The sequence below is a fragment of the Kitasatospora sp. NPDC004272 genome (assembly GCF_053603035.1).
This window is the reverse complement of the sequence record NZ_JBSGET010000032.1, coordinates 39,225-64,864: the sequence shown is the minus strand read 5'-3', so window position 1 is coordinate 64,864 and position 25,640 is coordinate 39,225. Positions and strand designations below refer to the sequence as shown.

The following is a 25,640-nucleotide window of genomic DNA, read 5'->3' as shown; positions in this document are numbered from 1 at the left end:
CGGACGTCGTCGTCCGGCTGGCCCGCGACGGTGCTGGCGCCCGCCGCCGTTGCCCCTGCGGTGCCTGCGACGTTCGCGGTGCCCGTGACGTCCCCCGGCCCCGGCCCCGCCACCGCGGCAGCCGCCGACGGCACCGCCACCCCGGCCCCGGCCGCCCCCGCCGCCCGCGTCCCGGCCCCGCGCCCCGCCCCGGCCCTCGGCACCCCCGCCGCCACGCCCCGGCCCGCCCCCGGCGTCCCCGACCAGCTCGCCCTCACCGCCGCCCCCGCCCGCCCGCCCGGCGAGAAGGCCGTCGCCGTCCTGCTCCCCATCGCGGCCGGCCTGCTGCTCACCGCCGCCGCCATGTACAAGCACCGCGGCCTCCCGGGCGGCAGCCACTGAGCCGCCCCGGGCACCCCCGCACCGGCCCCCGGACCGTCGACGAAGTCCTCGACCTGCCCGAGGACACCCGCCACCGCGTCGAACTCCTCGGCGGCGCCCTGCTGCCGAGCCCGCGCGAGAGCGTCCCCCACCAGCGCGCGGCCACCCGGTCCGCCGCCTCGCTGAGCGCCGCGGCGCCCGCCCCGTTCGAGGTGCCGGAGGCCGTCAACGTGCTCGTGCCGGACGGCCTGCTGATCCCCGGCCTGGTGATCGCCGACGCCGCCGCGACCGCCGGGGCCGGGGCGACCCTGCACGCCGACGACGTCGTGGTCGCCGTCGAGATCGCCTCGCCGTCCACCCGGGTCATCGACCGCCGCACCGAGCCCGGCCGGTACGCCGCCGCCGGCGTCCCGCACCACTGGCGCCTGGACCCCGACCCGGCGCCTGCACCTGCACCTGGGCCGACTGGCCCTCGACGGCAGCGGCTACCTCGACCGCACCGTCCGACCCGGCGGGTCCACCGCCCTCACCGAGCCGTTCCCGTTCGACCTCGACCCGGCCGCGCTGCGGCGCTGAACCCCTGCCGCTCGGAGGTCAGCCGAAGGTCTTCGGCGGCGGGGCCGGGGAGGGGACCGCGGTGGCGTCGGTGACGGGGGCCGCTCCGGCGGTGAAGTCGGTGAGGTCGCGGCCGTGCAGCAGGCGGGCCTGGGCGGGGTCGGTGGCGAGGCGGCGGGTGAGGTCGGTGAGCGGGAGCGGGGTGTGGGCGGCCAGCAGGACGAGGTTGCCGAAGCGCTTGCCGCGCAGCACGGCGGGATCGGCGATCAGGCAGACCTCGGGGAAGACGGCGAGCAGGGTGGCGGCCTGGGCGCGGGCGAAGGCGAGCGCGCCGCCGTCGGTGGTGTTGGCGGCGTAGTGGCCGGCGCCGGTGAGGGCGCGGGCGGCGTGCCGGACGAACTCGGTGGTGGCGCAGTGCGCGGGGACCCGGGCACCGGCGAAGACGTCGGTGACGACCAGGTCGGTGGAGTCGTCGGGAGTGCGTTCCAGGACGGCGCGGGCGTCGCCGCCGCGCACCTTGATCTGCCAGCCGCGGTCGAGCGGCAGTTCGGTGCGGACCAGGTCGGTCAGTTCGGTGTCGATCTCGGCGACCTGCTGGCGGGAGCGGGGCCGGGTGGCGGCGGTGTAGCGGGCCAGGGTGAGTGCGCCGCCGCCGAGGTGCAGGGCGGTGAGCGGCTGCCGGGCGGGGGCGGCGAGGTCGATCAGGTGGCCGATCCGGCGCTGGTAGGCGAAGCCGAGGTGGGTGGGGTCGGCGAGGTCGACCAGGGACTGCGGGGCGCCGTCGAGCAGGAGTTCCCAGGCGTGCGGCCGGTCGCGGTCGGGGCGCAGTTCGACGGTGCCGGAGGCGACGGCGGCGGTGAGCGGGCCCTGGCCGTGCGCGCGGCCGGGGACGGTGGAGGCGGGGGTGGTGCGTGGGCGGCCCATGGCGTCCATTATCGCGGCCCGGGGCGGCCGTCGCCGCAGCCCGCGACACCCGTCGCCGCGGCCCGGGGCACCCGTCGCCGCAGACCGTGGCGGCCCGGGGCGGCAGCCCGTGGCGGCCCGGGGCTGCCGACCTCGCGGATCGAAGCGGCCGGTCCGCGACGGTGGGTGACGGACGCTGCCCGCTGCGGGGTCGGGAGGTCCACCCACCGAGACGACGCTTGCATGCCAACTCATCGGTCGGGCAAGTTCTCTGACGAATCGTCAGCCGACCCGCCGGGCGCGCTCAGAGCGGGCCGAGGCCGCCCGCGGTGAGCGTGGTGGCGGCTTCGCAGAGCGCGGAGCGCAGCACCCAGGCGTCGGTGGGGCGGGGGTGCGGCTGGGGACCGGAGGGCGGGATGATCCAGCGCGGGTCGGTGGGCGGCAGCAGTTCGGCCCCCGGGGTGCAGGCGGAGCCGGTCAGGTGCCAGCGCAGCGCGGTGCCGGCCGGGACCAGGAAGGCGATGGCGTTGCCTCCGGCCGTCTGCTGGACGGCCCCGCAGGCGCGCCGGAGCCGGAGGATGTCGACCGCCTCCAGGCCGTGCCGGACCTGGACGGTGACGGTGTCGCACTGGACCACGCGGCTGGCCGAGGAGCCCACCGGGGCGGGCGGTGCCACGGCGGGGACGGCCGGACGCCGGTACTGGGGAACTCCGGTGGCCATGGGGGACCTCCTGTCGCCTCGGGTCGCGCGGAAACCGGGCGCCGCTCCGTCACCCGGTCGTGCGACGGGGGGCCGGCACGGGAGGGGGCCCGTACCGCCGGTGTCCATGTACCAGGACAACGCGGAAGCCGGTCCCCGGGCCACGGCCTCCGATACAGCAAGCCATGGCATTTCATGGCACAAGGCGGCAACTCCGTCCGGATTGTCCGCAATTGACCGCACAACTCCTGGCAACCCGCCGTGTTCGCACGGTGACTGCCGGTACTGTTCTGGCGACGCGGCGGCCCTCCCCCGGGAGGCGGCGCGACCACCCCGGCACGACCTCGGAGTGCAGCATGGCAGCCACCCGAACCGGCGGGCCCCGCCCGGCGCCCGTCCCCAACCAGGCGATGCGCGAGCTGCGCGGGGGCCTCTCCCCCGGGGAGTTCGCCACCCTGGTCCGGCGGGCCGCCCGGGAGATCGGCGAACACGTGTCCTGCGACGCGCGCTACGTCGGACGGGTCGAGTCCGGCGAGATCCGCTGCCCCAACTACGCGTACGAGCGGGTGTTCCGGCACATGTGGCCGGAGCGCTCGCTGGCGGAGCTCGGGTTCGCACCCCGCACGGCGGTCCGCCGCCGCGCACCGACGACCACCGAACCGTCCGTCCCGGCAGATCCGCCGGACGCGCCGCACCGGTCTGACGAGGAGAACGACGAGGTGCTTCGCCGCACGTTCCTGAACGGCGGTCCCACCGCCCTGGCGGCGGTGCTGGGCCTGGACCAGGCCCCGCCGCCCGCGGTGCCGCCGCCCGCGGCCGCCCCCCTGCCGGAGCGCCGCCGGGTCGGCGCCGCCGAGGTGCAGGGGGTCGAGCAGGCGGTCCGCGACATCCGGCTGCTGGACGACGCGCACGGCGCGGACGCCCTGTTCGAGCTGGCCGGGCAGTCGCTGCGTAGCGCCTACGTGCTGCTCAACGACGGCGACTACAACGCCGCGACCGAGCGCCGCCTGCAGTGCGGGGCCGGTGAACTCGCCATCTCGGTGGGCTGGTTGGCGCACGACTCGAACCGGCTCACCGACGCCAGGTCGTTCTACTCGGAGGCGCTGGCCACCGCCCGGATGGCCCGCGACCCGCACCTGGAGGCGCACGTGTTCAGCAACAGCGCCTTCCTGGCCCGGGACGCCGGCCGCCCCCGGGAGGCGCTGCGGGCCGCCCAGGCCGGACAGGCCGCGGCGGAGGGGCTGGGCTCGGACCGGCTGCTGTCGCTGCTGGCGCTGCGCGAGGCGGGCGGCTGGGCGCTGCTCGGCGACCGCTCGGCCTGCGAACGGGCGCTGGCCCGGGCGTACGCGCTGTTCGAAAAGGGCGAGCGGCCGGACGCCGACCCGGAGTGGATGTCCTTCTTCGGCGAGGCGGAGCTGGCCGGGCAGGAGGCGCAGTGCTGGTCGGCGCTCGGCGAGTGGGACCGGGCCAGCGCCCGGGCCGAGCGGGCGATAGGGCTCCAGGAGCCGCACTTCGTCCGCAACCGGGTGCTGTACACCGCCGAGTTGGCGCACGACCGGCTGGGCCGGGGCGACCTGCCGGGCGCGGCCGCGCACGGTTCGGCGGCGGTGGCGCTGCTCGGCCAGGTCCGCTCGGCGCGGATCCGCGGCATGCTGGCGCACACCGCGGACCGGCTGCGCGGGCACGCCGCTGTGCCGGAGGTCCGGGACTTCCTGGACGGCTACGACGCGGCGGCGGCCTGATCCGGCGCGGCGGCGGCCCGATGCGCCGCGGCGGCCCGAGCGACGGCCCGACGCGCCGTCAGTGCCCCAGCTTCTCCAGGTGGCTGTGGTCGTTCCAGACCTCGACGGCGGGCAGCCCGTACTCCCAGGAGAGCACGCACAGCGCGGCGGTGCCGAGCTTGAGCCGCTGGGCGTACTCGGCGGGCAGGCCGAGCCAGCGGGCGGTGAGGATCCGCAGCAGGTGGCCGTGGGCGAACAGGACGACCTCGCAGTCGGCGCAGTTCATCGTGGTGGTGTCCGGTGCGGGGGTGCCGTGCCGCCCGTTGATCTCGGCGAGCAGGGCGTCGACCCGGTCGGAGACCTCGGCCAGCGTCTCGCCGCCGGGGACGCCGTCGCGCCAGATCAGCCAGCCGGGCTGGTCGCTCTCCCGGATCTCGCCGCCGGTGCGGCCCTCGTACTGCCCGTAGTCCCACTCCAGGAGTTCGGGGCGTTCGACGGCGCGGTCGCCGAATCCGGCGAGTTCGGCGGTCTCCCGGGCCCGGGAGAGCGGGCTGGTGTAGACGGTCGCGCCGGGCAGGCCGTTCCACGGGGCGCGGGCGAGGCGTTCGCCGAGGGCGCGGGCCATCGCGCGGCCCTCCTCGGTGAGCGGGACGTCGGTGCGGCCGGTGTGCCGGCCGGTGGCCGACCAGGAGGTCTCGCCGTGGCGGACCAGCACGATGCGGGCGGGCATGGGGTACCTCGTTCGAAGGGGTGCGGTTCGGCGGCCCGCCCTGGCGGGCCACCGCCCCATGATCCCCCACCCGACCTGCCGGATCGACGACCGGGCTCCGCTTTGTCGGCTCCGGGTGCGAGACTGGGCCGCACCATGAACGTCTCGCACCTGGGGCAGGCCACCCCGCCGCTGCGGCGGCTCTCCGAGTTGCGCGGCCCGGCGCCGCAGCGCAGCCTCGACGCCCGTGCCCTCGCCGCCCTCGCCGCCAATCCGGGCTGCCGCCGCCGCGCCCTGCTGGACGCCGCGGGCGTCGACAAGATCGCGCTCGCCCAACAACTGGGCCGCCCCGCGCCGTTCGGCCAGTCGCCGTTCGCGATCCGCCGCGGCCTGCTGTTCGAGTCCCGGCTGAAGCGGGACGGCTACGCGGTGCTGCTGGAGCCGCTGCGCCGCCGGCTGGGCGTCCCGGCGGACGAGGTCGCCTCGCCCTCGGTGCCGGACCTGCTGCCCGCCGCCTCCCCCGCCGTCCGCGCGGAGCGGACGCTGGCGGCGCTGGCCGAGGCCGTCGCCGACCCGGCGGCCTGGACGCTGCTGGACCACCCGCTGCTGCGGCTGGACGTGGCGGGCAGCCCGGCCTACCTGGAGCCGGACGCGCTGGTGGTGCACGGCGGCCGGTGCACCGTGGTGGAGATCAAGTCCTTCCCGGTGCTGGACGGTTCGGCCGATCCGGCGCACGTCGGCGCGGCCGCCCGGCAGGCCGCGGTGTACGTGCTGGCGCTGCAGGAGGCGGCGGCCCGGCTGGCGGGCCAGCCGCTGTCCGCCGATCCGTACGCCGTCCAGGAGCTGCCCGGCGCCCCGGAGTTGACGGTGCTGCTGGTCTGCCCGAAGGACTTCTCCGCCCAGCCGGTCGCCGTCCCGGTCGACGTGCGGCGCGAACTCGCGGTCACCCGGCGGCAGTTGTCCCGGATGACGCGGATCGAGCAGCTGCTCGCGGCACTGCCCGAGGGCGTCACCTTCGACCTGGCCCGGGACGAGTCGGGCACCCCGACCCGCCCGGCCGGGGAGCTGGCCGAGGCGGTCGCCGCGGTGCCCGCCGCGTACGCCCCGGACTGCATCTCCACCTGCGAGCTGGGCTTCCACTGCCGTGCGCAGGCGCGCTGCGCGGGCGCGGTGGAGCAGTTGGGCCGCGGGGTGCGCGGCGAGCTGGGTTCGCTGCGCACCGTCGAGGAGGCGCTGGCGGCGGCCGGTCGGGGCGGCGCGGCGGGCCTGGAGCCGGAACTGGCGGGCGGGTTGGGGCTGGACGAGGCCGCCGAGCGGCTGGCGTACGCGGCCCGGCTGCGCACCGAGGCGCTGGCGGCGGGCGGCGTGCGGTGAGCCTGCTGTCCACGCTGGCCCGGCTGGAAGCGGTGCGGGAGCAGCGGGCCCGGCCGTTGGCGACGGTGCGCCACCGGCACCTGTCGGAGCGCCCGATGGTGCTGGTGCCGCTGGCGGCGGCCGGCGAGGCGGGGGCACCGCTGGCGGTGCTGCTGGGCACCGACCGCGCGGAGCCCCGGCTGCACTTCGTGCCGCAGCCGCTGAACCGCACCCAGCGTTCGGAGTTCCTGGCCGCGGTGGCCCGCGAGGTGGTGCCCTACCTGGAGTCCTTCGGGGACGAGGTGGAGCTGTTGGAGGGCTCCGAGAAGGACCCGGTCAGCGGCGAGAAGGTGCCGGTGGTGCGGGAGTTGTGCGCGGACGCGCCGCAGCTGATCGTGCCGAACGCGGGCGGCGTGGCGCACCTGGCGCTGCTGGGCCGCTCCACCCGGTTCCGCCGCACGGTCGAGGATCCGGACCCGGGCGAGTTTCCGTCGCCGACCGAAGTCCCTCTGTTGGGGCGGTGGTTGACGCATCTGACGGACCGGGCGCAGGTTCCGGGCTCCTCGATGCTGCTGGCGATGACCGGCCTGCTGTCCCGGCACTGGGCGACCGGGCAGAGCAACCTGGAGGACCAGCACCTGGCCGCCCGGCTTGCCTGGCACCTGCCGCCGGCCGGCCTGGAGCCGGCCGCCCTCGGCGCGGCCGCCGCCGAGTGGGTGGAGACCGCCCGGGACGGCGAGGGCCTGCTGCTGCACCCGCCGGCCGGTCCGACCACCGACCCGAAGTTCGACGAACGGGTGCTGGCCCCCTCGATCCTGCGGCACGACGCGGCGGTGGCGGTGCGCGAGCGGGCCGAGGCCGCCCGGGACGACGCCGGGGTCCGCCGGGCCGCCGTCCTGGTCGAGCGGGCGCGCGCCGAACTGGCCCGGGTGCTGCACGCGGCCGCGCTGCCCGCCTGGCACGACGTCTGGAACGGCATCGACCTGCTGCGCGCCCTCCCGGCCGCCGGCCACCTGCCGGACCGCTGGGAGGGCGACCGCTGGTCGTTCACCATGCACCGGGAGCGGGTCGCGGCGGGCGAGCCCCCGCAGCCGCGCCGGGACGACGCGGTGACGGCGGCCCGCAAGCTGGCCCAGCGCGAGCGCGAGCAGGCGAAGTTGGACATCCAGGAGGCGCTGGACGACCCGCTGGCGATGGCCGAGCGCCGGCTCGCGGGCGAGGCGTTCGTGGGCGAGGTGGTGGACGTCGTCCCGGAGTGGTCGCAGGGCCGCTCCCCCAAGCCGCGCCCGCTGCTGGTGCTGCGCACCGGCGACCGGCCGCACGCCGACCCGGGCCGCGAGGTGCACCGGGCGCACGCGGAGCCCGCCCAGCGGGCCGAGATCGTCTCGTCCGGGCCGGGCGAGGTGGTGGTGCGGCTGCTGTCCGGCATGGGCCGCCGCAAGGACCCGGAGCCGGGCAGCGTCCCGGAGCCGGGCTCGACCGTGGTGTTCACCCTGTTCGAGCTGGCGCCCCGGCAGTCCGCGCCGCTGCCGGAGCCCGCCGACACCCCGTGGACGCACGGCGGCCCGCCGGTGGCCGTCGAGGATGCGCCGGTCGGCGCGGACGAGTGGGAATGATCACCGAATGAACCTCACCGAACCCCAGGGCGCGCCCACCGGCGGCCGGCACCCGGAACCGGCCCCCGGCGAGGCCGCCGACCGGGCCGTCGCGGGCATCCTCGACGCGGTGGTGCGCCCCGCGCCGGGCGCGCCGCGCGGCGTCGTGGTCGACTCCCCGCCGGGCGCGGGCAAGTCGACGCTGGTGGTGCGGGCGGCCCGCGAACTGGTCGGCGCGGGCGAGCGCCTGATGATCGTCGCCCAGACCAACAGCCAGGTCGACGACCTGGTCGACCGGTTGGCGGTCAAGGCCCCGGAGATGAGCATCGGCCGGCTGCACGCGAGCGACGCCAGGCCCGCCCCGGAGGCCCTGCGGCACGCCAACGTCACCGCCAAGGACAAGGTCGCCGACCTGCTCGAACAGGACGTGGTGATCTCCACCGCGGCCAAGTGGCAGTGGGTGCGGACCGAGCAGCCCTGGCGGCAGGCCATCGTCGACGAGGCGTACCAGATGCGCTCGGACGCGCTGCTGGCCGTCGCCCGGCTCTTCGAACGGGCGCTGTTCGTCGGCGACCCGGGCCAGCTCGACCCGTTCACGGTGGTCGGCACCGACCAGTGGGCGGGCCTGTCCTACGACCCGTCCTCCTCCGCGGTGGTCACCCTGCTCGCCCACAACCCGGCGATCCGTCCGCACCGCCTCCCGGTCTCCTGGCGGCTGCCCGCCTCGGCGGCGCCGCTGGTCTCCGCCGCCTTCTACCCCTACACCCCGTTCCGCTCCGGCACCGGCCCGGACGACCGCACCCTGCGGCCCGGCCTGCGCGGCGACGGCTCGGCGGTGGACGCGGCGATCGACGAGGCCGCGGCCAGCGGCTGGGCGCTGCTGGAACTGCCCGCCCGGCACACCGTCCGCACCGACGCCCAGGCGGTCGCCGCCGTCGCGGCCACCGTCCGCCGCCTGCTGGAGCGCGGGCTGACGGCGCACTCCGAGCAGGGCAGCACCCCGCTCACCCCCGGCCGGGTCGCGGTCGGCACCGCGCACCGGGACCAGGCCGCCGCGGTCCGCGCCGAGCTGGCCCGGCTGGGCGTGCCGGTCGACCCGGCGGCCGGCGAGTGCGTCACGGTCGACACCGCGAACCGCCTGCAGGGCCGCGAGTACGACGTCACCGTCGTGCTGCACCCGCTCTCCGGCCGCCCCGACGCCACCGCCTTCCACCTGGAGACCGGCCGCCTCTGCGTGCTGGCCTCCCGCCACCGGCACGCCTGCATCGTGGTCGCCCGGGCCGGCATCCCCGAGCTCCTCGACAACCACCCCGCCACCGAACCCGTCCAACTGGGTGTCGCCGTCAAGTTCCCCGACGGCTGGGAGGCCAACCACGCGGTCCTCGCCCACCTCGCCGAACACCGCGTCCGCCTGTAGGCGAGGACGGCGGGAGCGCACCGTCAGGGGCTCGGGGAACGGCGAGCCCGGGTCTGCTGCCGGTGCACTGCCGGAGCGCGCGTCGGCTTCCGGTTCTGTCACGGCACGCGGCAGCACGGACACTCCGACGGGCTCCGGCCACCAGCAGCACGGGCTCGCCGTTCCCCAGCCGGCGCGCGGAGCGGCTCGCGCGCCCCCCGGCAGGGAATAGCGCTCGTGGGCGCACCGTTCCGGTTCTGGCGGTTCGCGCGCGACAATGGACGGCGGCCGTCTTTCCCTCGCACTCCCGGAGGTGCCCCGTCATGCCCGACTCGCATCCGCAGGCGTCCGACCAGGGCGGTTCGCCGGTTCCGGCGGCCGTTCCGTCGGTGCCGGGCCCGGCCCGGCGGATCCGGCCGGTTGAATTGATCTTCGAGCCGCCCGGTCCGGAGCCGGAGCCGGAGCGTTTCTTCGACCTGGAGTCGATCGACGATCCGTCCGAACTGCTGTCGCGCTCCACCGAGTTGGCCCTGGCGTTCCGGGCCGCGGCGGAGCGGGCCACCGACTTCCAGGCGCTCGCCGCCGCGCAGCTCGCGGATCCGCGCCGGTTCGACGCGCTCTCGCCGGAGCAGGTCGCCGAGCGGGCCGACTGGACGGCGGACTACGCGGTGAAGATGGTCGAGTACGGCCGTTCGCTGCAGCGCCGCGGCCCGGAGGAGTAGGTCCCGCCGGGGCCCTCGCCGGGGGCCCTCGCCTGGGGTCCGCCAGGCCACTGGCATATGCGGCGGGCGATGGTACGCCCCCGCACCCCCCGCTGTCCGGCGAACGCCGTTTTCTCCCCGGCCGCCCGCGCCACCGGTCCACCCTGACCAGGTGGACATCTGGACCTATCAATCCGTGGAGTACGTCAGCGTCGCCGGGGAGGCGTGGCTCGCCTCCGCCAGCGAGTACCCGAGCAGCATGCGCGCCCTGTGGGAGGCCCGGCCGTGGGCGCCCGCGGTCCTGCCCTGCGGCCGGGCGTTCGACGTGATCAGCCTGCCGGCCGTGTTCGGCCGCCGGGTGCTGGACGAGCTGTGGACCTCGGGCCCGGGCTGCGGCCCGGTGGCGACCTACCGGGGCCGGACGCTGCTGTTCGTGCAGCCGGGGGCGGCGTCCCGACTGCGGACGCTGCTCGCCTGGGAGGAGTGGGCCCGGGACGTGCCGCCGCTGCTGTGCCACGGCGCGGGGGACGCGGTGACGGTGCCGCCGGTGCAGCGGGCGATCGACGCGCCGGAGGCTTCGTCCAGCCGGTGGATCGTGGCGCCGGACACCAGCGAGCCCTGGCTGCCGGGGGCGTCGGTGGTGCTGTGGGCGTGCGTCCGGGCGGCCCGCGGGCGGGTGCGGGAGGGCGGCGACCCGGTGCCGAACGGGTGCTGAACGGGAGGTGCCGTCCCGGCGGGAATCGATTTTGGCTCCGGCCCGGCCGCTGCTAGAGTCTTCCACGTCAGCAGGCGCCGCTAGCTCAGTTGGTTAGAGCAGCTGACTCTTAATCAGCGGGTCCGGGGTTCGAGTCCCTGGCGGCGCACAGCGAGGCAATCGCCTGACCTGGGCGTTCTTCCTTCGGGAAGGACGCCCATTGGCGTTTCTGGGCTTCGATGCTAGCGAGGGGCTAACCACGCCGTCGTCGGCCCGCACGGGCCTGGGCTGCGGCACGAGCGCCACGGCCGCTTCAGCGTTGGCGTGAGCGATCTCCGGCAGGACCGACATGTAGGTGTCCGCCGTGATCTGGATGGACGAATGCCTGAGCATGGCCGAGATCACGCCCGAGGCGACCTACAAGGACATCGCCGCTGACCTGGGCATCAACCGGGCGACGCTGCGCGAGTGGGCGCTGAGGGACCGGGACCGCCGCGGCATCGCGCCCGCAGATGCCCGGCGGGGCGGCACGACGCCGCCTCGGGCAGGACAGCCGGCCGCGTCCGCCGATCCGGACGAGCGGATCCGGCAGTTGGAGGCCCGCGTGGCCGAGCTTGAGGCGAGCAAGCGGAAGCTGGCCACCGAGCGGGACATCCTGCGCAGGGCGGCCAAGTATTTCGCCGGCGAGACGAACTGGTGAGCCGCTTCCAGTTCGTCCACGACCACCGGGACGCCTACGAGGTGAAGCGGCTGTGCCAGGTCCTGGACGTCAACCGCTCCAGCTACTACAAGTGGCTCGGCGGCGCCGGCGCCAGGGCCGTCCGCCGACGCGAGGACGAGGTCCTGGCCGAACGGATCCGCCGCATCCACGCCGATTCCGGGGGCGCCTACGGCTCGCCGAGGGCGACTGCCGAACTGCGTGGGACCGGGACGCGGGTCAACCACAAGCGGGTCGCCCGGGTCATGCGGACCCACTCCATCGCCGGCGTCCGCCTGCGCAGAAGGGTCCGCACCACCGTCCCTGACCCGGCCGCGCTGGTCGTCACGGACCTGTTCGAGAGGGACTTCACCGCCCCGGAACCGGGACGCAAGTACATGGGCGACATCACCTATCTACCGCTGGCGGGCGGGGAGTTCCTCTACCTGGCGACCGTGCTGGACTGCTTCAGCCGCAAGGTCGTGGGCTGGTCCATCGCCGACCACATGCGCACCGACCTGGTCGCCGACGCGCTGCAAATGGCGGCCCAGGTCCGCGGCAACCTGGACGGGGCGGTCTTCCACTCCGACCACGGGGCGCAGTACGGGTCACGGGCCTTCGCCGGCCTGTGCTCGGAGCTGGGCGTCACCCGGTCGATGGGCGCGGTCGGCAGCAGCGCGGACAACGCGGCCTGCGAGAGCTTCCACGCCTCCCTCAAACGCGAAACCCTCAAGGGCGCCCACGACTACAGCGAACCCGCCACCTGCCGCAGGACCGTCTTCGCCTGGCTGACCCGCTACAACACCCGCCGCCGACACTCCACCAACGCCCACCTCAGTCCCAACGACTACGAACGCCGACACCACGCCGCTAAGCTCACGCTCGCCGCGTGACAACCAACCGCGTGTCCACCTTCACAGGCGAAGCCCCGAGCTGCTGTTCAACGAGCACTTCCTGGAGCACATCGACTACCCGCACTCGGCCAAGGGCTTCGCCAGCGAGGCCTACCGCGTGCTCAGCCCCGGCGGACAGATCATCACCGGCGTGCCGGATACCGCGTTCGTGCTCGCGCAGTATCCGGTGCGCCCCGAGATGGCCACCGAGATGATCGAGCGCTGGTACTCGAAGCGCAGCTGCGTCGGGGATATCAACACCTACCTCGACCTGATCAACTACGTCTTCCGCGACCAGGACGACGCCCCGAACTACACCCCGCACCTCTGGGCGTACGACTTCGAGAAGCTGGCCCAGCTCTTCGCCGAGGCCGGCTTCACCAGCGTGAAGCGCTGGTCCTTCGATCCCACCCTGGCCAGCCCGAAGCGCGAGTGGGCCAGCGTCTACGTCGTCGCCACGAAGTAGCTCCGCCCCAACCAGCGCAGTGGCCTGGGTGCACCGGGCCACCGCCTCGCCGGGAGGCGTCTGCAATGCCGCAAGTCCCCGCTGCGCCCCGAAGCTACCTGTTGCTGGCCGACACCCCCAACGCCATCGGCTGGGCCAGGCGCCACACTCGCGATGTGCTGAGCCGCTGGCGAGTGCCGCCCGACTTGATCGACAAGGTGCTGCTGGTGGTGTCGGAGCTGGCCACCAACGCGATTCAACACCCCGACTCGCAGCAGCAGGAGCGGCTGACTTCGGCCGAGCTGTCCAAGGCGCACACCTTCGCGCTGGACCTTCAGTTGCACGGCCAGGCCACCGTGGTGCAGATCGCTGACCGCGACCCACGCCCACCCGTGCTTCAGCACGTCAGCGAAGATGCCCAGAGCGGGCGCGGCATCTTCCTGGTCGAGCAGATGAGCAGCCAATGGGGCTTCTACTACCCGCCGACCGGCGGCAAGGTGGTGTGGGCCGAGCTGACGCCCAGCGCACAGAAGCCACCGGCCGAGCCCTCGACACCAGCTCCGAGGCCGGCCTCGAACCGTACGGGTCGAGCCAAGCCCCTCCAGCCCCTCACCAAGGAGCAGCTACGGCTTGACGGCCCCCTCCTTATGGGCCGGGTACTGGTCGGGCTCCGGGAACTATGAGGTGAGTGCTGCTTGGTTGGGCTGGGTCGGTCAGAGGAGAAAGTCGGACTTGTGCAACCTCCCAGCTCTGGATGTTGCGAATCGAAGCCTGGTCATCCATAGATCAGGCATCCTGGTGTGACGCGATCAAGAGGATGGGGGCAGCTGTGGGGGCACGGGCGGCGGGTAGTCAAGACCCGAGGATCTTGAGGCTGGCAGCAGCCTCGGTGAACTTTGGTTTCTTGCTCCAGCACCTGGATTTGCTCGTCCTGTACGGCGCAGGAGCGGAAGCCTCCATCTTCGAGGACCCCAACGTCGCGCTGTTCAAGTCGCGGCAGTTCGGTGAGGCTCTGGCTGTTGACCTCGTACGTCGGTTCCGGCTTCGCCCTGAAGGCGGCCGCCAAGTTGACCTTCTGCGGGCGCTGGCGCGCGAAGGTGTCCTGCATGGCGACGTTAACCAGGCCTTTGACCAGCTAAGACTACTCGGCAACCGTGCGGCTCATCACGGCTACGCCGAGCAGCGCGCCGCGTTCGAAGCCGTAAAAACCTGCTTCCGGCTTGGGGTCTGGTTCGACCGTCTGCTCACCGGCACGCGTGAACACCGAGCCTGGGTGCCACCGACGCCGCCCGCTCAGGAGGCAGCGACTAGTGCTGCTGAGCGTCGGGAGCAGGAGCAGCTTCACCGCGAATACGGGCAGGTCGTTCAGAAGCTCACCGACACTAACCTGAGCTTCCGGAGTACCGAGAGTCGGCTCGACGCCGAGCGTTCCGCCCGCAAGCAAGCCGAGGCGGCCCTAGCGAAGGCGCAGGCCGAACAAGCGCGCCTCACTGAGTTGCTCGCCTCACTTGGTGACGTCGCCGAGCAGCCGGTGGCCGATGCCCTGGGCGCGCGCACACCGGCGAAGCCCGACACCGCCGAGCGCGACCAGTGGCTGCGCAACGCCGAGCCAGCCGCTCGGGAACCGTTGACCGAAGCCCAGGTCCGCGTCGCCTTGGACCAGATGCTTGCGGACGCCGGCTGGGCCGTACAGAACAACACCGCGGTTGAGGTGAACCTCGCTGCCAAGCGGGGCGTTGCCCTGCGCGAAGTAACTGTGGGAGCGGGCCGGGCGGACTATCTGCTGTACGTCGACGAGAAGTTGGTCGGTGTGATCGAGGCGAAGCGGGAGGGCGCCGACCTTGCAGCAGCCGAGTCCCAAGCTGATGGCTACGTTCAGAACCTGACCTCGGCGCAGCGATTCTCGGCCTGGCGCCAGGACCTGCCGTTCCGCTACGCCAGCGACGGCGGAACCACCTGGTTCCGCAACACGCTTGACCCTGATTCGCGGTCGCGCCGAGTGTTCTCCTTCCACCGGCCGGACACGCTGTCACTCTGGATGCGCGAGGCGGAGGAAGATCCCCAGGCCCCAACATTCCGCGCCAAGATGCGGTGGCGTATGCCAGCGCTCGACACCAGCACCCTGCGGCCGGCGCAGATTGAGGCGGTGACGGGGCTGGAGCAGTCCCTGGCGCTGGACAAGCCGCGCGCCCTGATCCAGATGGCGACTGGTGCGGGCAAGACCTACACGGCGGTGACGTTCAGTCATCGCCTGGCCAAGTACGCCAATGCTCGGAAGATCCTCTTTCTGGTCGACCGCAACAACCTGGGTGCGCAGGCCAAGGGTGAGTTCGACAACTACGTGATTCCGGGCACCCGACGAAAGTTCCCGGAGGAGTACAACGTCCAGCGCCTGTCCAGCGGCGCTGAACTTGAGGACTCCACGAAGGTCGTCGTCTCGACGATTCAGCGCTTGTGGTTGGCGCTGGCTGGCAAGCCAATGCCCTCGCTCGACAGTGATGAGCCCGAGGTCGGCGAGTCCGACCAGCCGATCGAAGTTCAGTACAACAAGAAGGTTCCGCCCGAGACCTTCGACCTGATCATCGTTGACGAGTGCCATCGGTCCATCTATGGCAAATGGCGCAATGTGCTGGAGTATTTCGACGCCCACCTGGTGGGATTGACAGCCACGCCGGTTGCCCAGACCTTCGGCTTCTTCGACCGGAACCTTGTCTCGGAGTACACCTTCGAACAGGCTGTCGCTGACAACGTGAACGTCGACTTCGATGTCTACCGCATTCACACGGAGGTGACCGCGCAGGGCTCGACTATCCCGTCGGGCGTCACGGTCCCGGTGGTGGATCGGCGAACCCGTCGACAGAAGTACGAGGAGCTCGACGAGGACATGACTTATCGGGCGACCCAGGTCGGTGCCTCGGTCATGCCCAAAGACCAGATGCGCCTGGTCATCAAGACCTTTCGGGATAAGCTCTACACCGAGATCTTTCCGGAGCGCGCTAAGATCCCGGCTGACAAGCGGATGGTTCCCAAGACCCTGGTGTTCGCCCGCAACGACCTTCACGCTGATGAGATCGTCCAGATAATCCGCGAGGAGTTTGGCCGCGGGAACGACTTCTGCAAGAAGATCACACACAAAGCGGGCAAGGCTCACAACCTAATCAGTGACTTCCGAAACTCCGCCGAGCTCCGAATCGCCGTGACCGTCGACATGATCGCTACCGGTACCGACATCAAGCCGCTCGAGTGCTTGGTGTTCCTGCGCGACGTACGGTCGTGGGCCTACTTCGAGCAGATGAAGGGGCGCGGCGCCCGCACCATCTCTCGGGCCGACTTCGCCAAGGTCACCCCCGACGTGGGTGACAAGGCCCGCTTCGTCATCGTCGACGCCGTCGGCGTGACTGAGAACCCCAAGGTCGACGCCGCGCCGCTCGACCGCGACCCGGTGCAACGCCAGTCGCTGGAGAAGCTGCTGCGCAACGCTGGCAACGGCAGCATCACGCCGGACGAAGTCTCCACGCTGGCCGCCCGCCTAGCCCGGCTCGACAAGCAGATCTCGGAGGACGACCGGCTGGAGCTCGAGAAGCTGGCCGGCCAGCCGCTGCGCCAGATCACCCGAACCATGGTCGACGCCGTCTCGGTCGACGCCCAGGAGGCCGCTAAGGCGCGCGGTGGCGAGAAGGCCGTTTACGAGCTTGCTCGGCAGTCGGTGGCTCCGCTGGCCCGCAGCAACAAGCTGCGTGAGCGGATCTTGGAGATCCGTCGGGCAGCCGACGTAGTCGTGGACGAGGTCACGGCCGACAAACTGCTACACGCCGGTGCGGTGGTGATAAGCCGGGAGGATGCGGAAGGCATCATCACGTCGTGGCGCAAGTACGTCCAAGAACACCAGGACGAGATCACGGCCTTCCAACTGGCCTACGCCAACCGCTCAGTCACCCCGCGAGAGGTCTTCGACCAGCTCAAGGAGATTGCCCGCCGGTTGGAGCGGCCACCGCATCGGTGGACCCCTGAAGGCTTGTGGCGCGCGTACGAGGCGCTGGACCTGGCTGCTGGCAAGCGGGGCGTGAAGCATGGGCCGGCTGACCTGGTCTCGATCATCCGGTTCGAGCTTGGCCTTGATCAGGAACTTCGCCCGTACCGGGAGGTGATCGAGGAGCGCTTCGCTGCCTGGATGCTGCGCCAGCAGCAGGCAGGCGTGGCACTGACCGAGAAGCAGCAGTGGTGGCTGGAGCAGATCGCTGAGGCAGTTGCGAAGAATGTACGCTTCGACACTGCCGACCTGGACCACCCGCCGTTCACGCAGCGGGGCGGCACCGACGGCTACCTCGCCGACTTCGGCGAAGAAGCTGCCGTGCGATACATCAACGAGCTAGATAAGGAGTTGAGCGCGTGACCTCAGAGCTGCCCGCTGGGTGGGTGCGCGCGCCACTCAGAGATCTGTGTGAAATCGCTTCTGGTGCGACACCCAAGACTGGGGTTGATCGCTACTGGAGCGAGGACGTTGTCTGGATCACGCCGGATGACATGGCTAAGGACCGCTCCCAGGTAATCCGCCGTGGCCGCCGCGGGTTGTCTCATGAGGGGTACGACTCATGCTCCGCCCGACTGATTCCGGCCGGGTCGGTAATTTTTAGTTCCAGGGCACCGATCGGCTATGTCGCCATCGCTGGTACGGAACTCTGCACGAACCAGGGCTGCAAGAGTGCATTGCCATCCCCAGCCCTCGATCCAAACTACCTCTACTGGTATCTCCAGTATGTCACGCCGGAGATTCAGAACCGAGCGAGCGGAACAACTTTCAAGGAAATTTCAGCTAAGGGTTTTGGTGATACGCAGGTTCTGTTGCCTCCTCTGGCCGAGCAGGTGCGAATCGCGGCCGTGCTTGATGCCCAGCTAACTCGCCTTGATATTGCAACATCCAACATTGAGGCGGCTGGTCGGCGCGACCGCACTCTTGTTGCCAGCTTGGCAGCGCAGGCTGTTTCGGGGCGCCTTATGGAATTCAGCGGCAGCGGCGACTCGGGAGATGCGCTTCTTAAGGATGTACTTGCCGAGCGGAAAACGGTTGTTGCTCGCCGGCGCGCGAATCCGAGCGGGCCCGGCGCTACGTTTCCTGTAGAGCTCCCGAAGCATTGGGCTGTCGCCTCGGTCGATCAGCTCACTTCGGCGATTGAGTACGGCACTTCAGCAAAAACCGCCGAAATGCGAGATGCAAGCGACATTCCCGTACTGAGGATGGGGAATCTTCAGTCAGGCGTAATTGATCCGGGAAATCTGAAGTTTCTGCCGAGTGATCACGACGATGTAAAAAAGCTTATGCTCGAAGATGGTGACCTGCTGTTCAATCGGACCAACAGCGCCGAGCTGGTGGGAAAGTCAGCCGTCTACCATGGCAAGCTAGGGCCAATGACGTTTGCGTCATACCTTATCCGGTGCCAGTTCCTTGCCGGAATTGAGCCCGAATGGGTCAATCTCGTCATCAATAGCCCGTATGGTCGTAAGTATGTGGCGTCCGTTGCGAGCCAGCAGGTTGGCCAGGCGAACGTAAATGGGACGAAACTTGCGGCAATGCCGATTCCGTTGCCGCCGACCGCTGAGCAGAAAGAAATTCTCGCCGAACTGGCACTTCAGCAAGACCGGCTCGCAAGGGTTCGAGTTCTGACGAATGCTGCTGCTTCGCGCCGCCTGGCGCTGCGCCGGGCGATCATGGAAGCGGCTTTCAGTGGGAAGCTAGTGCCGCAGGACGCCAACGATGAGCCGGCGTCTGCACTACTGGAGAAGATTAAGTCGGCAAGCTTCGGATCGCCTAGGCGCCGGTCCCGGCGAATTTCTGACCAAAGCTCAAGCACGCCCTCAACATATGTCAAGGAAGAGCTGCCACTATGACCACGCTTACCACTTCCTCGTCCACGGAGACGGAGGACACCGGGGTCCTGGTCAACCGCTTGTGGTCGTACTGCGAGCTGCTTCGTCACTCAGGAGTGTCGACTCTCGATTATGTTGAGCAGCTTACCTATCTGCTGTTTCTCAAGATGGCCCAGGAGATGAAGGAGCGACCTCTTAACAAGGTCGAAGTTGTCCCTGCGGGCCTGGATTGGCCGAGCCTGGTCGCGAAGAGCGGTGACGCACTGAACGACCAGTATCAATATGTCCTTACGGAGCTGGGCAAGAAGCCGGGTATGATTGGGGCCATCTTTAAGGGTGCTCGATCCAAGATCCAATCCTCGGCAACCCTTGAAAAGCTGATCAAGGACCTGATTCGTAAGCACAACTGGAGTCGCACGACCGTCGACGTTAAGGGTGACGCTTACGAGGGACTGCTCCAGCGCGGCGCCGAGGACCGTAAGACCGGCGCTGGGCAGTACTTCACGCCGCGGCCGATCATCGATGCCATGGTGGACTGCATTCAGCCGGAGCCGACGGACGTCATCATGGACCCGGCCTGCGGCACGGGTGGTTTTCTGATCGCTGCTGCGGCGTACATCGAGAGGCGCCATGGCAACAGCATGACCAGCGACCAGCGACGCCAGCTTCAGAACAAGGGCATCACGGGTGTCGAGCTTGTAGAAGAGACGGCGCGCCTCGCCTCTATGAATATGCTGCTCCACGGGGTTGGCCTGCCGAACGGCAAGCCCCTCATCGACGTAGGGGACGCGCTTGCCAACGAACCCTCGCGGCATGCCACGATCGTTCTTGCGAATCCCCCGTTCGGCGTCGGCACGATCAGTGGCGCCAACTACGGTGAAACCCGCACTGACTTCTGGACCAGTACCACTAATAAGCAACTCAATTTCGTTCAGCACATCTTCTCTTTGCTAGAGGAGACGGGGCGTGCCGCAGTCGTTCTGCCGGATAACGTCTTGTTCGAGACGGGAGCCGGTGAGAATATCCGCCGGAAGCTTCTCCAGACTTGTGACGTTCACACCCTACTTCGCCTGCCTAAGGGCATCTTTTACGCTAACGGCGTCATGGCCAACGTTCTGTTCTTTGAAAAGCGTAAGCCGAAGCCGGACGCGACCCCCGCGACAACCAGGCTGTGGGTGTATGACTTCCGGACGAACCAGCACTTCACAATGAGGCAGAACCCGCTGAGGCGAGAGCATCTGCAGGATTTCGTGGACTGCTATATGCCGGGCAGGCCACAGACTGAGCGAGTTGAGACCGCGAGGTTCAAGGCCTATGACTACGCCGAGCTCATCGAACGCGACAAGGTCAACCTGGACTTGAAGTTCATCGAGGACGAGTCGCTGGCTGATGCAGACTCGTTGCCGACCCCTGAGATCCTGATCCAGGAGATCATCGATGACCTTCAGGCCGCCCTTGCCGAGTTCCAGGCAATCGGAGAAGGGCTGGGACTGATGCCGGACGAGCTGGAGGCCGACCCCGAAAATCTGTCGGTGAACACCGTCGAGTAGTGCTACGCTCCGCCCCGAGATCAACTGAGTGACTATCAGAATCTTCGGGGCGGAACGCACGTGACTATTGGCACCTTCCAGCCGGCTCATGACGAGCGGTGGGAGCAGTTCAAGACCAACATCAACTTTTGTCGTCGCATGGTGCACAGCGGGGCGGCGCTGGAGAGTGCTGCCGCAAGCCAGCTCAACCTGGGCGACCTGTCCCAGGTGGAGTATACGGACCTGTACCGGGCCGCTTGGGTCCAAGCGGTGTCCGCGCTTGATCATTGGCTTCACCGCGAGATCATCAGCCGCGCCGTCGCGATCATCAGCGACCGGCCAGCTCCCCGGCCCGATCGGCTCAAGAACTACACGGTGTCCTGGCAGACGGTCGAGGACATTCGCTTCCGTCGACCGGTCGACGAGGTCATGACCGAACACCTGACCGAGCGCCTTGGCCGGGACTCTTACCAGAAGCCGGACCGTATCGCGGAGGGCCTCCAGTACGTCACCCAAAAGAAGCAAGGTGACATCTGGAAGGAAGTTACCCAGATCCTGGGCGCAGGCCAGACAGTGGATCAGGTGAAGCTGCAGCAAGTACAGATTGCGGACCGCCGCAACGCGATTGCGCACGAAGCCGACATCGATCGTTCGACCGGCACCCGCCAGTCGATCACGGCGCCCGAGACGAGTGCAACCATTGATTGGATCGAGAATCTCGCCATGGCAATCAGAGCGGTCTTGAACTGATTGGCGCCATACCAATACCCTCGCGCCAAGGCTCGACGGTATTGGTATGCGCTTCTTCGAGTGCTGCGGTGTTTGCGCACTAGGCGAGCAGTACGGCCACGACAATAGCCATGACCCCAATCACCACCGTCAGCCCCGGAAGATTCGGGCGGCACCAGCGATTGAATCGCTGCCACCAGACCCCCATCTTCTGTTCGCACGATCTGGCCACACGGTTCCGCCAGTTTCGTGCGGCGCAGTAGGCATTGAAGATGCCGGCCACGGACTTCCTCCCCATAAAGCTGTCTGTGCTAGGGGCTCAGCTACCTGAGCTGGGCCCCGCGTCCTGAAATGGACGATAGCGCCAGGTGTCGTCTCGTTTCCAAGCGCGGCCCGGTGTTCCCGAAAGGAACCAGCCACAGCTTCGTCACGGTGATCCGAAGCAACTACTGGGTTCTTCGTATGCCGAGGTTTGAAGGGTGCCAGGCTGCCACGGCATGTAGCTGAGAAGGAATGGCTGGAAGCTGGTGGTCGACCCTGCCGTCTATAGCTCAGCTGGTCTGCCTGTGCTATAGCTGCTGATCCAGCCGTCAAGGAAGCTTGCCCACTCGGCCGTCTCGGCCTCGAATCGAGGCCGTTTCGGGTGAAGAAGCCCCACAGCGACAGCGAGCCGGTCACATCCGAGCGGGCTGTCTCGATGCGCTCGCCTGGCTTTAGTACTGCCCGCTCGCGGTATGGAAAGGCGGTCTGCCAGCTGATCTAGGAGACTGCGGCCGTGGTCTTCATCGAGTCCCAGAGCTCGGGGCCGGTGGCCAAGCTGGTGCTGGCGCGCGGGGTGCTGGTTGGTACGACCAGGGGGTTGCCCGGCTCCTCGGTGATTGCAATGAATTCCAAATCAGGATATCTTAAAAGGCGGACAACGACGAATACGTCCGCTCGGCGCAAAGTTGCGGGCCGCACCTCTTCCACACAGGAAAACATGGAGAGAAGCGACCCGCCGAAGGCTAACTAGCTATTGACGTCACTGGTCGAATAGGGCTCGAATAGCGATTGTGGCTGCCCGCCAAGAGAAATGAAGAGTCCCAGTAGAGGCTTTTTTTCGTGCCTCCAGAGCCAAAATCGCCTGGTTCGAATTTGTCATTTCCGGGCCCGCTCAAGGGCAGGACTTCGGTCAGCAGCCACCTCGCACGCGGGTTGTAGGTCGGCTCCAGCCGCTCGCCATCGAGGGTGAGCTTGTCGAAGAGCTCGCCAATCAGCTCCCGCTTGCGGTCACGGTCTTGCGACTGCTGGAACTCCTCCGCCGCCTGCTGGGTCATGGCCACGAAGCTGAACGCCTTATCGAGGTAGGACGTGTCCTCGGCCTCCATCGCCCTCAGCTGCCGTGACAGGTCGGCCTGCTGAGCATGGAGCGAGACGGCTTTGAGGTCGTAGTCGCCAGCGCTGATCCGACCATCCAGGCGGTCGTCGTACAAGACGGCCAGCTTGCCCCTGACCCGCTCGGCTTCCTGCTTCAGCCCCTCCTGAGCCACCTCCTGGAGCGACAGCTGCGCCCGGAGATCGGCCTCGATCTCGCCCTTGAGCCACGCAGCCAGCAGCGGCCGTGGAGCCCGGAGTCGACTCATGGCACTGGCGGCTTGCTGCTCGACCACCTCCTCGCGGACGAAGCGCTGCCGGCTGCAGGCCCGCGGCTTCGGGCATTTGCCGTACCAGTAGCCCTTCTGGTGCTCCAGGCGAGCAAGCCCTGGCAGGCCGAGCAAGTCACAAGCCCTTGGAACAGCGGGTGGTGTGTTCGGTACCGCTGGATCTTGTCAGCGCTGCGTGACAGCACGCGCTGCACCTTCTCGAACAGCTCCACCGAGATGAGCGGCTCGTGGTTACCGGGATACTGCTTGCCGTTCCACCGGATCAGGTACTCGCCTGCGGCCTGTACGAGGCCGTAGGCGCTTTCAGCGATCGGGGCGGTAGTCGGAGACGCCAGAATGTCCCGGACGGCCTTACGGGCTTCGTCGACGTTCCTGGCGACCCGGTCGGTCACCAGCCCCTCGGGCGGCATCGGGATGAACTCTCGGAGGAACAGCTCACGCTGCTTGGCGGTGACGTGGATGCCGAGCAGCTCGGTGGCCAGCTCCTCGTACTCCTTGAACTCGCGCCGTGCGCCGATGATGGCTTCCCGGGCTTCTTCGAGGTGCTCGCGCCAGTTGCGCTTGTGGATGAAGGAGTAGGCGGTGCCGGTGCGCTCGCCTTCCAACTCGGCGGCTCGGAAGGTGTTGCCGCAGACGATGCGGACCGCGGTGGCCCGCAGGGTGCAGCCGCCGGCCAGACCGAACCGGTTGGTGACGGCGAGGAACGGCAGGGTGAGCGAGTCGTCGCCGGGCAGTTGGATCGGCTCGTTCAGCAGCACCTGGTCTGTCCGCCCCTGGGGCGTCCGAGCAGGGCGGCCTTCAGCCGGAGCTTGCGCCGACGTCGGACGCGTCGCCGCTCGTCCCGCTCCGGGTCGTCTTCGGCGCCATGCCCGTCTTGTCCCTCCGGGCCGCCCCCTTTTGCCGGGCCTTCTCCGCCTCCTCGGCGGCCTTCTCCAAGATGGCGAGCGTATCGGGGTCCAGGTGCATCCCGGCGGCGTCCTGGTGGGCCCGAACAGTGGTCGAGTCGACACTGACCAGCGACAGGTCCACCTCGCCACGCCTCGCGGCTTCTTCGATCGCGCCCTCCAGCAGTGCCTCGAACACCCCGGCGTCCCGCCACTGCCGGAAGCGGTTGTGGACCGTCGACCAGGCCCCGAACTCGCCCGGCACCTCCCGCCACTGCCCGCCCGTCCGAAACCGCCAGATCACACCCTCGAACTGCCGACGCAGCCGCTCGGGATACGGGCCGTACTCACCGATCGGCAGGTACGGCTCGATGAACTCCCACTCAACATCCGTCAGTTGCACTCGCGTCACACAACACGATCTACCGGACCAGAGCCCACCACGAGGGCAGAACCCGCAAATTGATCACAACCAGATACGCGCCCTAACGCTCCTCGCAACACCCTGAGTTCAGGGAGTTGCGAGGACCGTGGGTTTTGAGGGTTTGAAGGCGAGGTTCTTCGAGGCGTTGGGCCGGGAGAACGGCAGCGTTGCGGGGGCTGCCCGGGCGGTCGGGGTGAATCGGCACACGGCGGCCGGGTGGGCGCGCAGGGCCGGTGTCCGCAGTCGTGGGAAACCCGGCGCGAGGGAGCACCCGGGGCGGGTGGAGTACGACCGGCTTCGTGCGTCCGGGGTGCGACGACGGGATGCCGCCGCGCAGGTGGGCGTCCACGATCGAACCGCCCGGGACTGGGATCGCGGAATCCGGAAGGTCGGCGACGCGCGTCTGCACCCCGACGGGCGCCGCGTCGACTACAAGACGGGTGTGACCACCCTTGTTGTTGATGCCCGGCCGTCCCTTGCGGCGGTCGAGGCCGGGCTGCACCCGCGGTATCTGACGGTGACCGAGCGGGAGTTGATCGCGGACATGCGTCGTGGGGGCCGGTCGCTGCGGGCGATCGGACGGGCGCTCGGCCGGCCCGCGTCAACCGTCAAGCGCGAGATCGATGCCCGGGCGGTCGATGGCGTCTATCAGCCGCATCGGGCCCAGCAGGCGTGGGCGAAGAGCCGCTCGCGCCCCAAGGACTCCAAGCTCGCCCAGGACGGTCCGCTGCGCGAGTTCGTCGCGGGCAAGCTGCGGGAACAGTGGTCGCCCGAGCAGATCTGTCACGCTCTGGTCATGGAGTTCCCCGACGACGACAGCATGCGGGTGAGTCCGGAGACCGTCTGTCAGGCGATCTACGTCCAGGCCCGTGGCGCTCTGCGTCGCGAGGTCGCGCTCGCACTGCGCACCGGACGCACCCGCCGCAAGCCGCACCGCGGTCCACGGCAGCGCACCCCGCGGTTCGTCGACGAGATGGTGATGATCTCCGATCGCCCTGCCGAGGTCGAGGACCGGGCGGTGCCCGGCCACTGGGAAGGCGATCTGATCGTCGGTGCCCGCAGCGAGAGCGCGATCGTGACCCTGGTCGAGCGTTCCACCCGCTACGTCCTGCTCGGGCATCTGCCCGGCGGGCACACCGCCGCGGAGGTCCGCGACGTGCTGGTGCCACTGGTCCAGACCCTGCCCGAGCACCTGCGCGGCTCGCTGACCTGGGACCAGGGCTGCGAGATGGCCGCGCACAAACAGTTCACCGTGGCCACGGGAGTGCCGGTCTACTTCTGCGATCCGCACTCGCCCTGGCAACGCGGATCGAACGAGAACACCAACGGGTTGCTGCGGCAGTACTTCCCCAAGGGCACCGACTTGTCCGCGCACAGCCCCGAAGACCTCGAACACGTCGCTCAGAAGCTCAACGGCCGACCACGCAAAACGCTCGGCTGGAGAACCCCAGCCGAGCGCCTGCGTGATCTACTGACGACCACATAAGCCATCAGGTGTTGCGAGGACCTCAAGAATCCGCCTCACCGGGGGGCCTTTCGCGTTGCGCCGTTCGTGCCGCGCTCCCCCGGAGCGTGCGTAAAGGACTGCTAATGTCCGCTCCATGGCGTCCGACGATCTCCATTCCGACTGGGCCGCCTGGCTCGACGCGGAGCTCGCCGGGGCCGAGGCGGCCGCCCTGCGCGCGCACCGGCGGGAGCGGCACCGGCGGCTGCTGCTGCGGGTGCTGGCCTGGACGGGTGCGGTGGTGCTGGCGGCCGGCCTCGGCTTCGGCCTGGTGTACACGGCGCAGCACGGCCCGGCCCCGCGCCCGGCGGTGACGGCCTCGCCCACGCCGGGCGGTTAG

At 69.8% G+C, this 25,640-nt stretch carries 22 protein-coding genes, 1 tRNA gene and 3 pseudogenes; 18 read left to right on the top strand and 8 right to left on the bottom strand.

The features are described 5' to 3' along the window. Both ACWEO5_RS13110 and ACWEO5_RS13105 read left to right on the top strand, forming a co-directional pair. A pseudogene (locus ACWEO5_RS13110) lies at positions 1-381 on the top strand (hypothetical protein); the annotation flags it as partial. Continuing rightward, positions 378-1,010: a Uma2 family endonuclease gene (locus ACWEO5_RS13105; protein ID WP_452162483.1), complete on the top strand. Its 633-nt coding sequence runs from the start codon at positions 378-380 to the stop codon at positions 1,008-1,010. The pseudogene ACWEO5_RS13110 and the gene ACWEO5_RS13105, both read left to right, overlap by 4 nt. Here the strand turns inward: ACWEO5_RS13105 and ACWEO5_RS13100 are convergent. Together ACWEO5_RS13100 and ACWEO5_RS13095 are read right to left on the bottom strand one after the other, a co-directional pair. Then, entirely contained in the window at positions 955-1,839 is an 885-nt protein-coding gene (locus tag ACWEO5_RS13100; protein ID WP_452162479.1) for a spermidine synthase, read from the bottom strand. The two genes, ACWEO5_RS13105 and ACWEO5_RS13100, sit on opposite strands and share 56 nt — an antisense overlap. Positions 1,840-2,122: 283 nt before the next feature. After that, positions 2,123-2,539 (bottom strand): hypothetical protein, encoded by a 417-nt coding sequence (locus tag ACWEO5_RS13095; RefSeq protein ID WP_452162478.1) that lies wholly within the window; start codon positions 2,537-2,539, stop codon positions 2,123-2,125. Positions 2,540-2,874: 335 nt separating this feature from the next. Between ACWEO5_RS13095 and ACWEO5_RS13090 the strand changes: the two genes are divergently transcribed. Next, positions 2,875-4,260: a tetratricopeptide repeat protein gene (locus ACWEO5_RS13090; RefSeq protein WP_452162477.1), complete on the top strand. Its 1,386-nt coding sequence runs from the start codon at positions 2,875-2,877 to the stop codon at positions 4,258-4,260. A gap of 58 nt (positions 4,261-4,318) precedes the next feature. On the opposite strand, the gene ACWEO5_RS13085 is transcribed toward ACWEO5_RS13090, so the two are convergent. Then, complete coding sequence (locus ACWEO5_RS13085; protein WP_452162476.1) at positions 4,319-4,969, bottom strand: histidine phosphatase family protein; 651 nt, start codon at positions 4,967-4,969, stop codon at positions 4,319-4,321. 135 nt (positions 4,970-5,104) lie between these two features. Here ACWEO5_RS13085 and ACWEO5_RS13080 point away from each other — a divergent pair, with 135 nt between their 5' ends. The 13 genes and pseudogenes from ACWEO5_RS13080 (at position 5,105) to ACWEO5_RS13020 (ending at position 20,866) form a co-directional block, all read left to right on the top strand. Beyond that, complete coding sequence (locus ACWEO5_RS13080; RefSeq protein WP_452162475.1) at positions 5,105-6,322, top strand: hypothetical protein; 1,218 nt, start codon at positions 5,105-5,107, stop codon at positions 6,320-6,322. Next, positions 6,319-7,917 (top strand): hypothetical protein, encoded by a 1,599-nt coding sequence (locus tag ACWEO5_RS13075; protein ID WP_452162474.1) that lies wholly within the window; start codon positions 6,319-6,321, stop codon positions 7,915-7,917. The genes ACWEO5_RS13080 and ACWEO5_RS13075 overlap by 4 nt, the downstream gene beginning before the upstream one ends. A 7-nt stretch (positions 7,918-7,924) precedes the next feature. Continuing rightward, positions 7,925-9,313: an AAA family ATPase gene (locus tag ACWEO5_RS13070; RefSeq protein ID WP_452162473.1), complete on the top strand. Its 1,389-nt coding sequence runs from the start codon at positions 7,925-7,927 to the stop codon at positions 9,311-9,313. A gap of 302 nt (positions 9,314-9,615) precedes the next feature. After that, entirely contained in the window at positions 9,616-10,014 is a 399-nt protein-coding gene (locus ACWEO5_RS13065; protein ID WP_344558600.1) for a hypothetical protein, read from the top strand. A gap of 151 nt (positions 10,015-10,165) precedes the next feature. Beyond that, positions 10,166-10,708 carry a bifunctional DNA primase/polymerase gene (locus tag ACWEO5_RS13060; RefSeq protein WP_452162472.1) on the top strand — a complete coding sequence of 181 codons (543 nt, stop codon included), beginning with the start codon at positions 10,166-10,168 and terminating at the stop codon, positions 10,706-10,708. Between the two features lie 74 nt (positions 10,709-10,782). After that, a tRNA-Lys gene (locus ACWEO5_RS13055) sits at positions 10,783-10,856 on the top strand. Positions 10,857-11,060: 204 nt separating this feature from the next. Beyond that, positions 11,061-12,277 (top strand): IS3 family transposase gene (locus tag ACWEO5_RS13050; protein ID WP_452162482.1). Its coding sequence is split into 2 segments (ribosomal slippage): positions 11,061-11,367 and positions 11,367-12,277, totalling 1,218 coding nucleotides; the frame shifts between segments, so codons are not numbered across the junction. A gap of 43 nt (positions 12,278-12,320) precedes the next feature. Continuing rightward, positions 12,321-12,743: pseudogene (locus ACWEO5_RS13045) on the top strand (class I SAM-dependent methyltransferase); the annotation flags it as partial. A gap of 101 nt (positions 12,744-12,844) precedes the next feature. Beyond that, positions 12,845-13,405 (top strand): ATP-binding protein, encoded by a 561-nt coding sequence (locus ACWEO5_RS13040; RefSeq protein WP_452162471.1) that lies wholly within the window; start codon positions 12,845-12,847, stop codon positions 13,403-13,405. Between the two features lie 221 nt (positions 13,406-13,626). Next, the gene (locus tag ACWEO5_RS13035) at positions 13,627-17,115 is read left to right on the top strand and encodes a type I restriction endonuclease subunit R (protein WP_452162470.1); all 3,489 of its coding nucleotides are present in this window, start codon (positions 13,627-13,629) and stop codon (positions 17,113-17,115) included. Next, on the top strand, positions 17,112-18,608 hold the full coding sequence (locus ACWEO5_RS13030; protein WP_452162469.1) for a restriction endonuclease subunit S: 1,497 nt from the start codon (positions 17,112-17,114) through the stop codon (positions 18,606-18,608). The genes ACWEO5_RS13035 and ACWEO5_RS13030 overlap by 4 nt, the downstream gene beginning before the upstream one ends. Next, a complete protein-coding gene (locus ACWEO5_RS13025) occupies positions 18,605-20,137 on the top strand; it encodes an N-6 DNA methylase (RefSeq protein WP_452162468.1) in 1,533 nt (510 codons plus the stop codon). The genes ACWEO5_RS13030 and ACWEO5_RS13025 overlap by 4 nt, the downstream gene beginning before the upstream one ends. Positions 20,138-20,197: 60 nt before the next feature. Beyond that, the gene (locus tag ACWEO5_RS13020) at positions 20,198-20,866 is read left to right on the top strand and encodes a hypothetical protein (RefSeq protein ID WP_452162467.1); all 669 of its coding nucleotides are present in this window, start codon (positions 20,198-20,200) and stop codon (positions 20,864-20,866) included. 79 nt (positions 20,867-20,945) lie between these two features. Here ACWEO5_RS13020 and ACWEO5_RS13015 read toward each other — a convergent pair whose 3' ends face one another. The 5 genes and pseudogenes from ACWEO5_RS13015 to ACWEO5_RS12995 form a co-directional block, all read right to left on the bottom strand. Next, positions 20,946-21,128 (bottom strand): hypothetical protein, encoded by a 183-nt coding sequence (locus ACWEO5_RS13015; RefSeq protein WP_452162466.1) that lies wholly within the window; start codon positions 21,126-21,128, stop codon positions 20,946-20,948. 476 nt (positions 21,129-21,604) lie between these two features. Further along, positions 21,605-21,739 (bottom strand): hypothetical protein, encoded by a 135-nt coding sequence (locus ACWEO5_RS13010; RefSeq protein ID WP_452162465.1) that lies wholly within the window; start codon positions 21,737-21,739, stop codon positions 21,605-21,607. Positions 21,740-21,849: 110 nt separating this feature from the next. Further along, the gene (locus tag ACWEO5_RS13005; protein ID WP_452162464.1) at positions 21,850-22,494 is read right to left on the bottom strand and encodes a hypothetical protein; all 645 of its coding nucleotides are present in this window, start codon (positions 22,492-22,494) and stop codon (positions 21,850-21,852) included. Continuing rightward, entirely contained in the window at positions 22,464-23,246 is a 783-nt protein-coding gene (locus ACWEO5_RS13000; RefSeq protein ID WP_452162463.1) for a DUF932 domain-containing protein, read from the bottom strand. The genes ACWEO5_RS13005 and ACWEO5_RS13000 overlap by 31 nt, the downstream gene beginning before the upstream one ends. A gap of 2 nt (positions 23,247-23,248) precedes the next feature. Beyond that, positions 23,249-23,784 (bottom strand): annotated as a pseudogene (locus ACWEO5_RS12995) (transposase); the annotation flags it as partial. Positions 23,785-24,106: 322 nt separating this feature from the next. On the opposite strand from ACWEO5_RS12995, the gene ACWEO5_RS12990 reads away from it, so the two are divergent. Both ACWEO5_RS12990 and ACWEO5_RS12985 read left to right on the top strand, forming a co-directional pair. Further along, positions 24,107-25,282 carry an IS30 family transposase gene (locus ACWEO5_RS12990; protein WP_452162481.1) on the top strand — a complete coding sequence of 392 codons (1,176 nt, stop codon included), beginning with the start codon at positions 24,107-24,109 and terminating at the stop codon, positions 25,280-25,282. Positions 25,283-25,397: 115 nt separating this feature from the next. Beyond that, positions 25,398-25,640: a hypothetical protein gene (locus tag ACWEO5_RS12985; RefSeq protein WP_452162462.1), complete on the top strand. Its 243-nt coding sequence runs from the start codon at positions 25,398-25,400 to the stop codon at positions 25,638-25,640.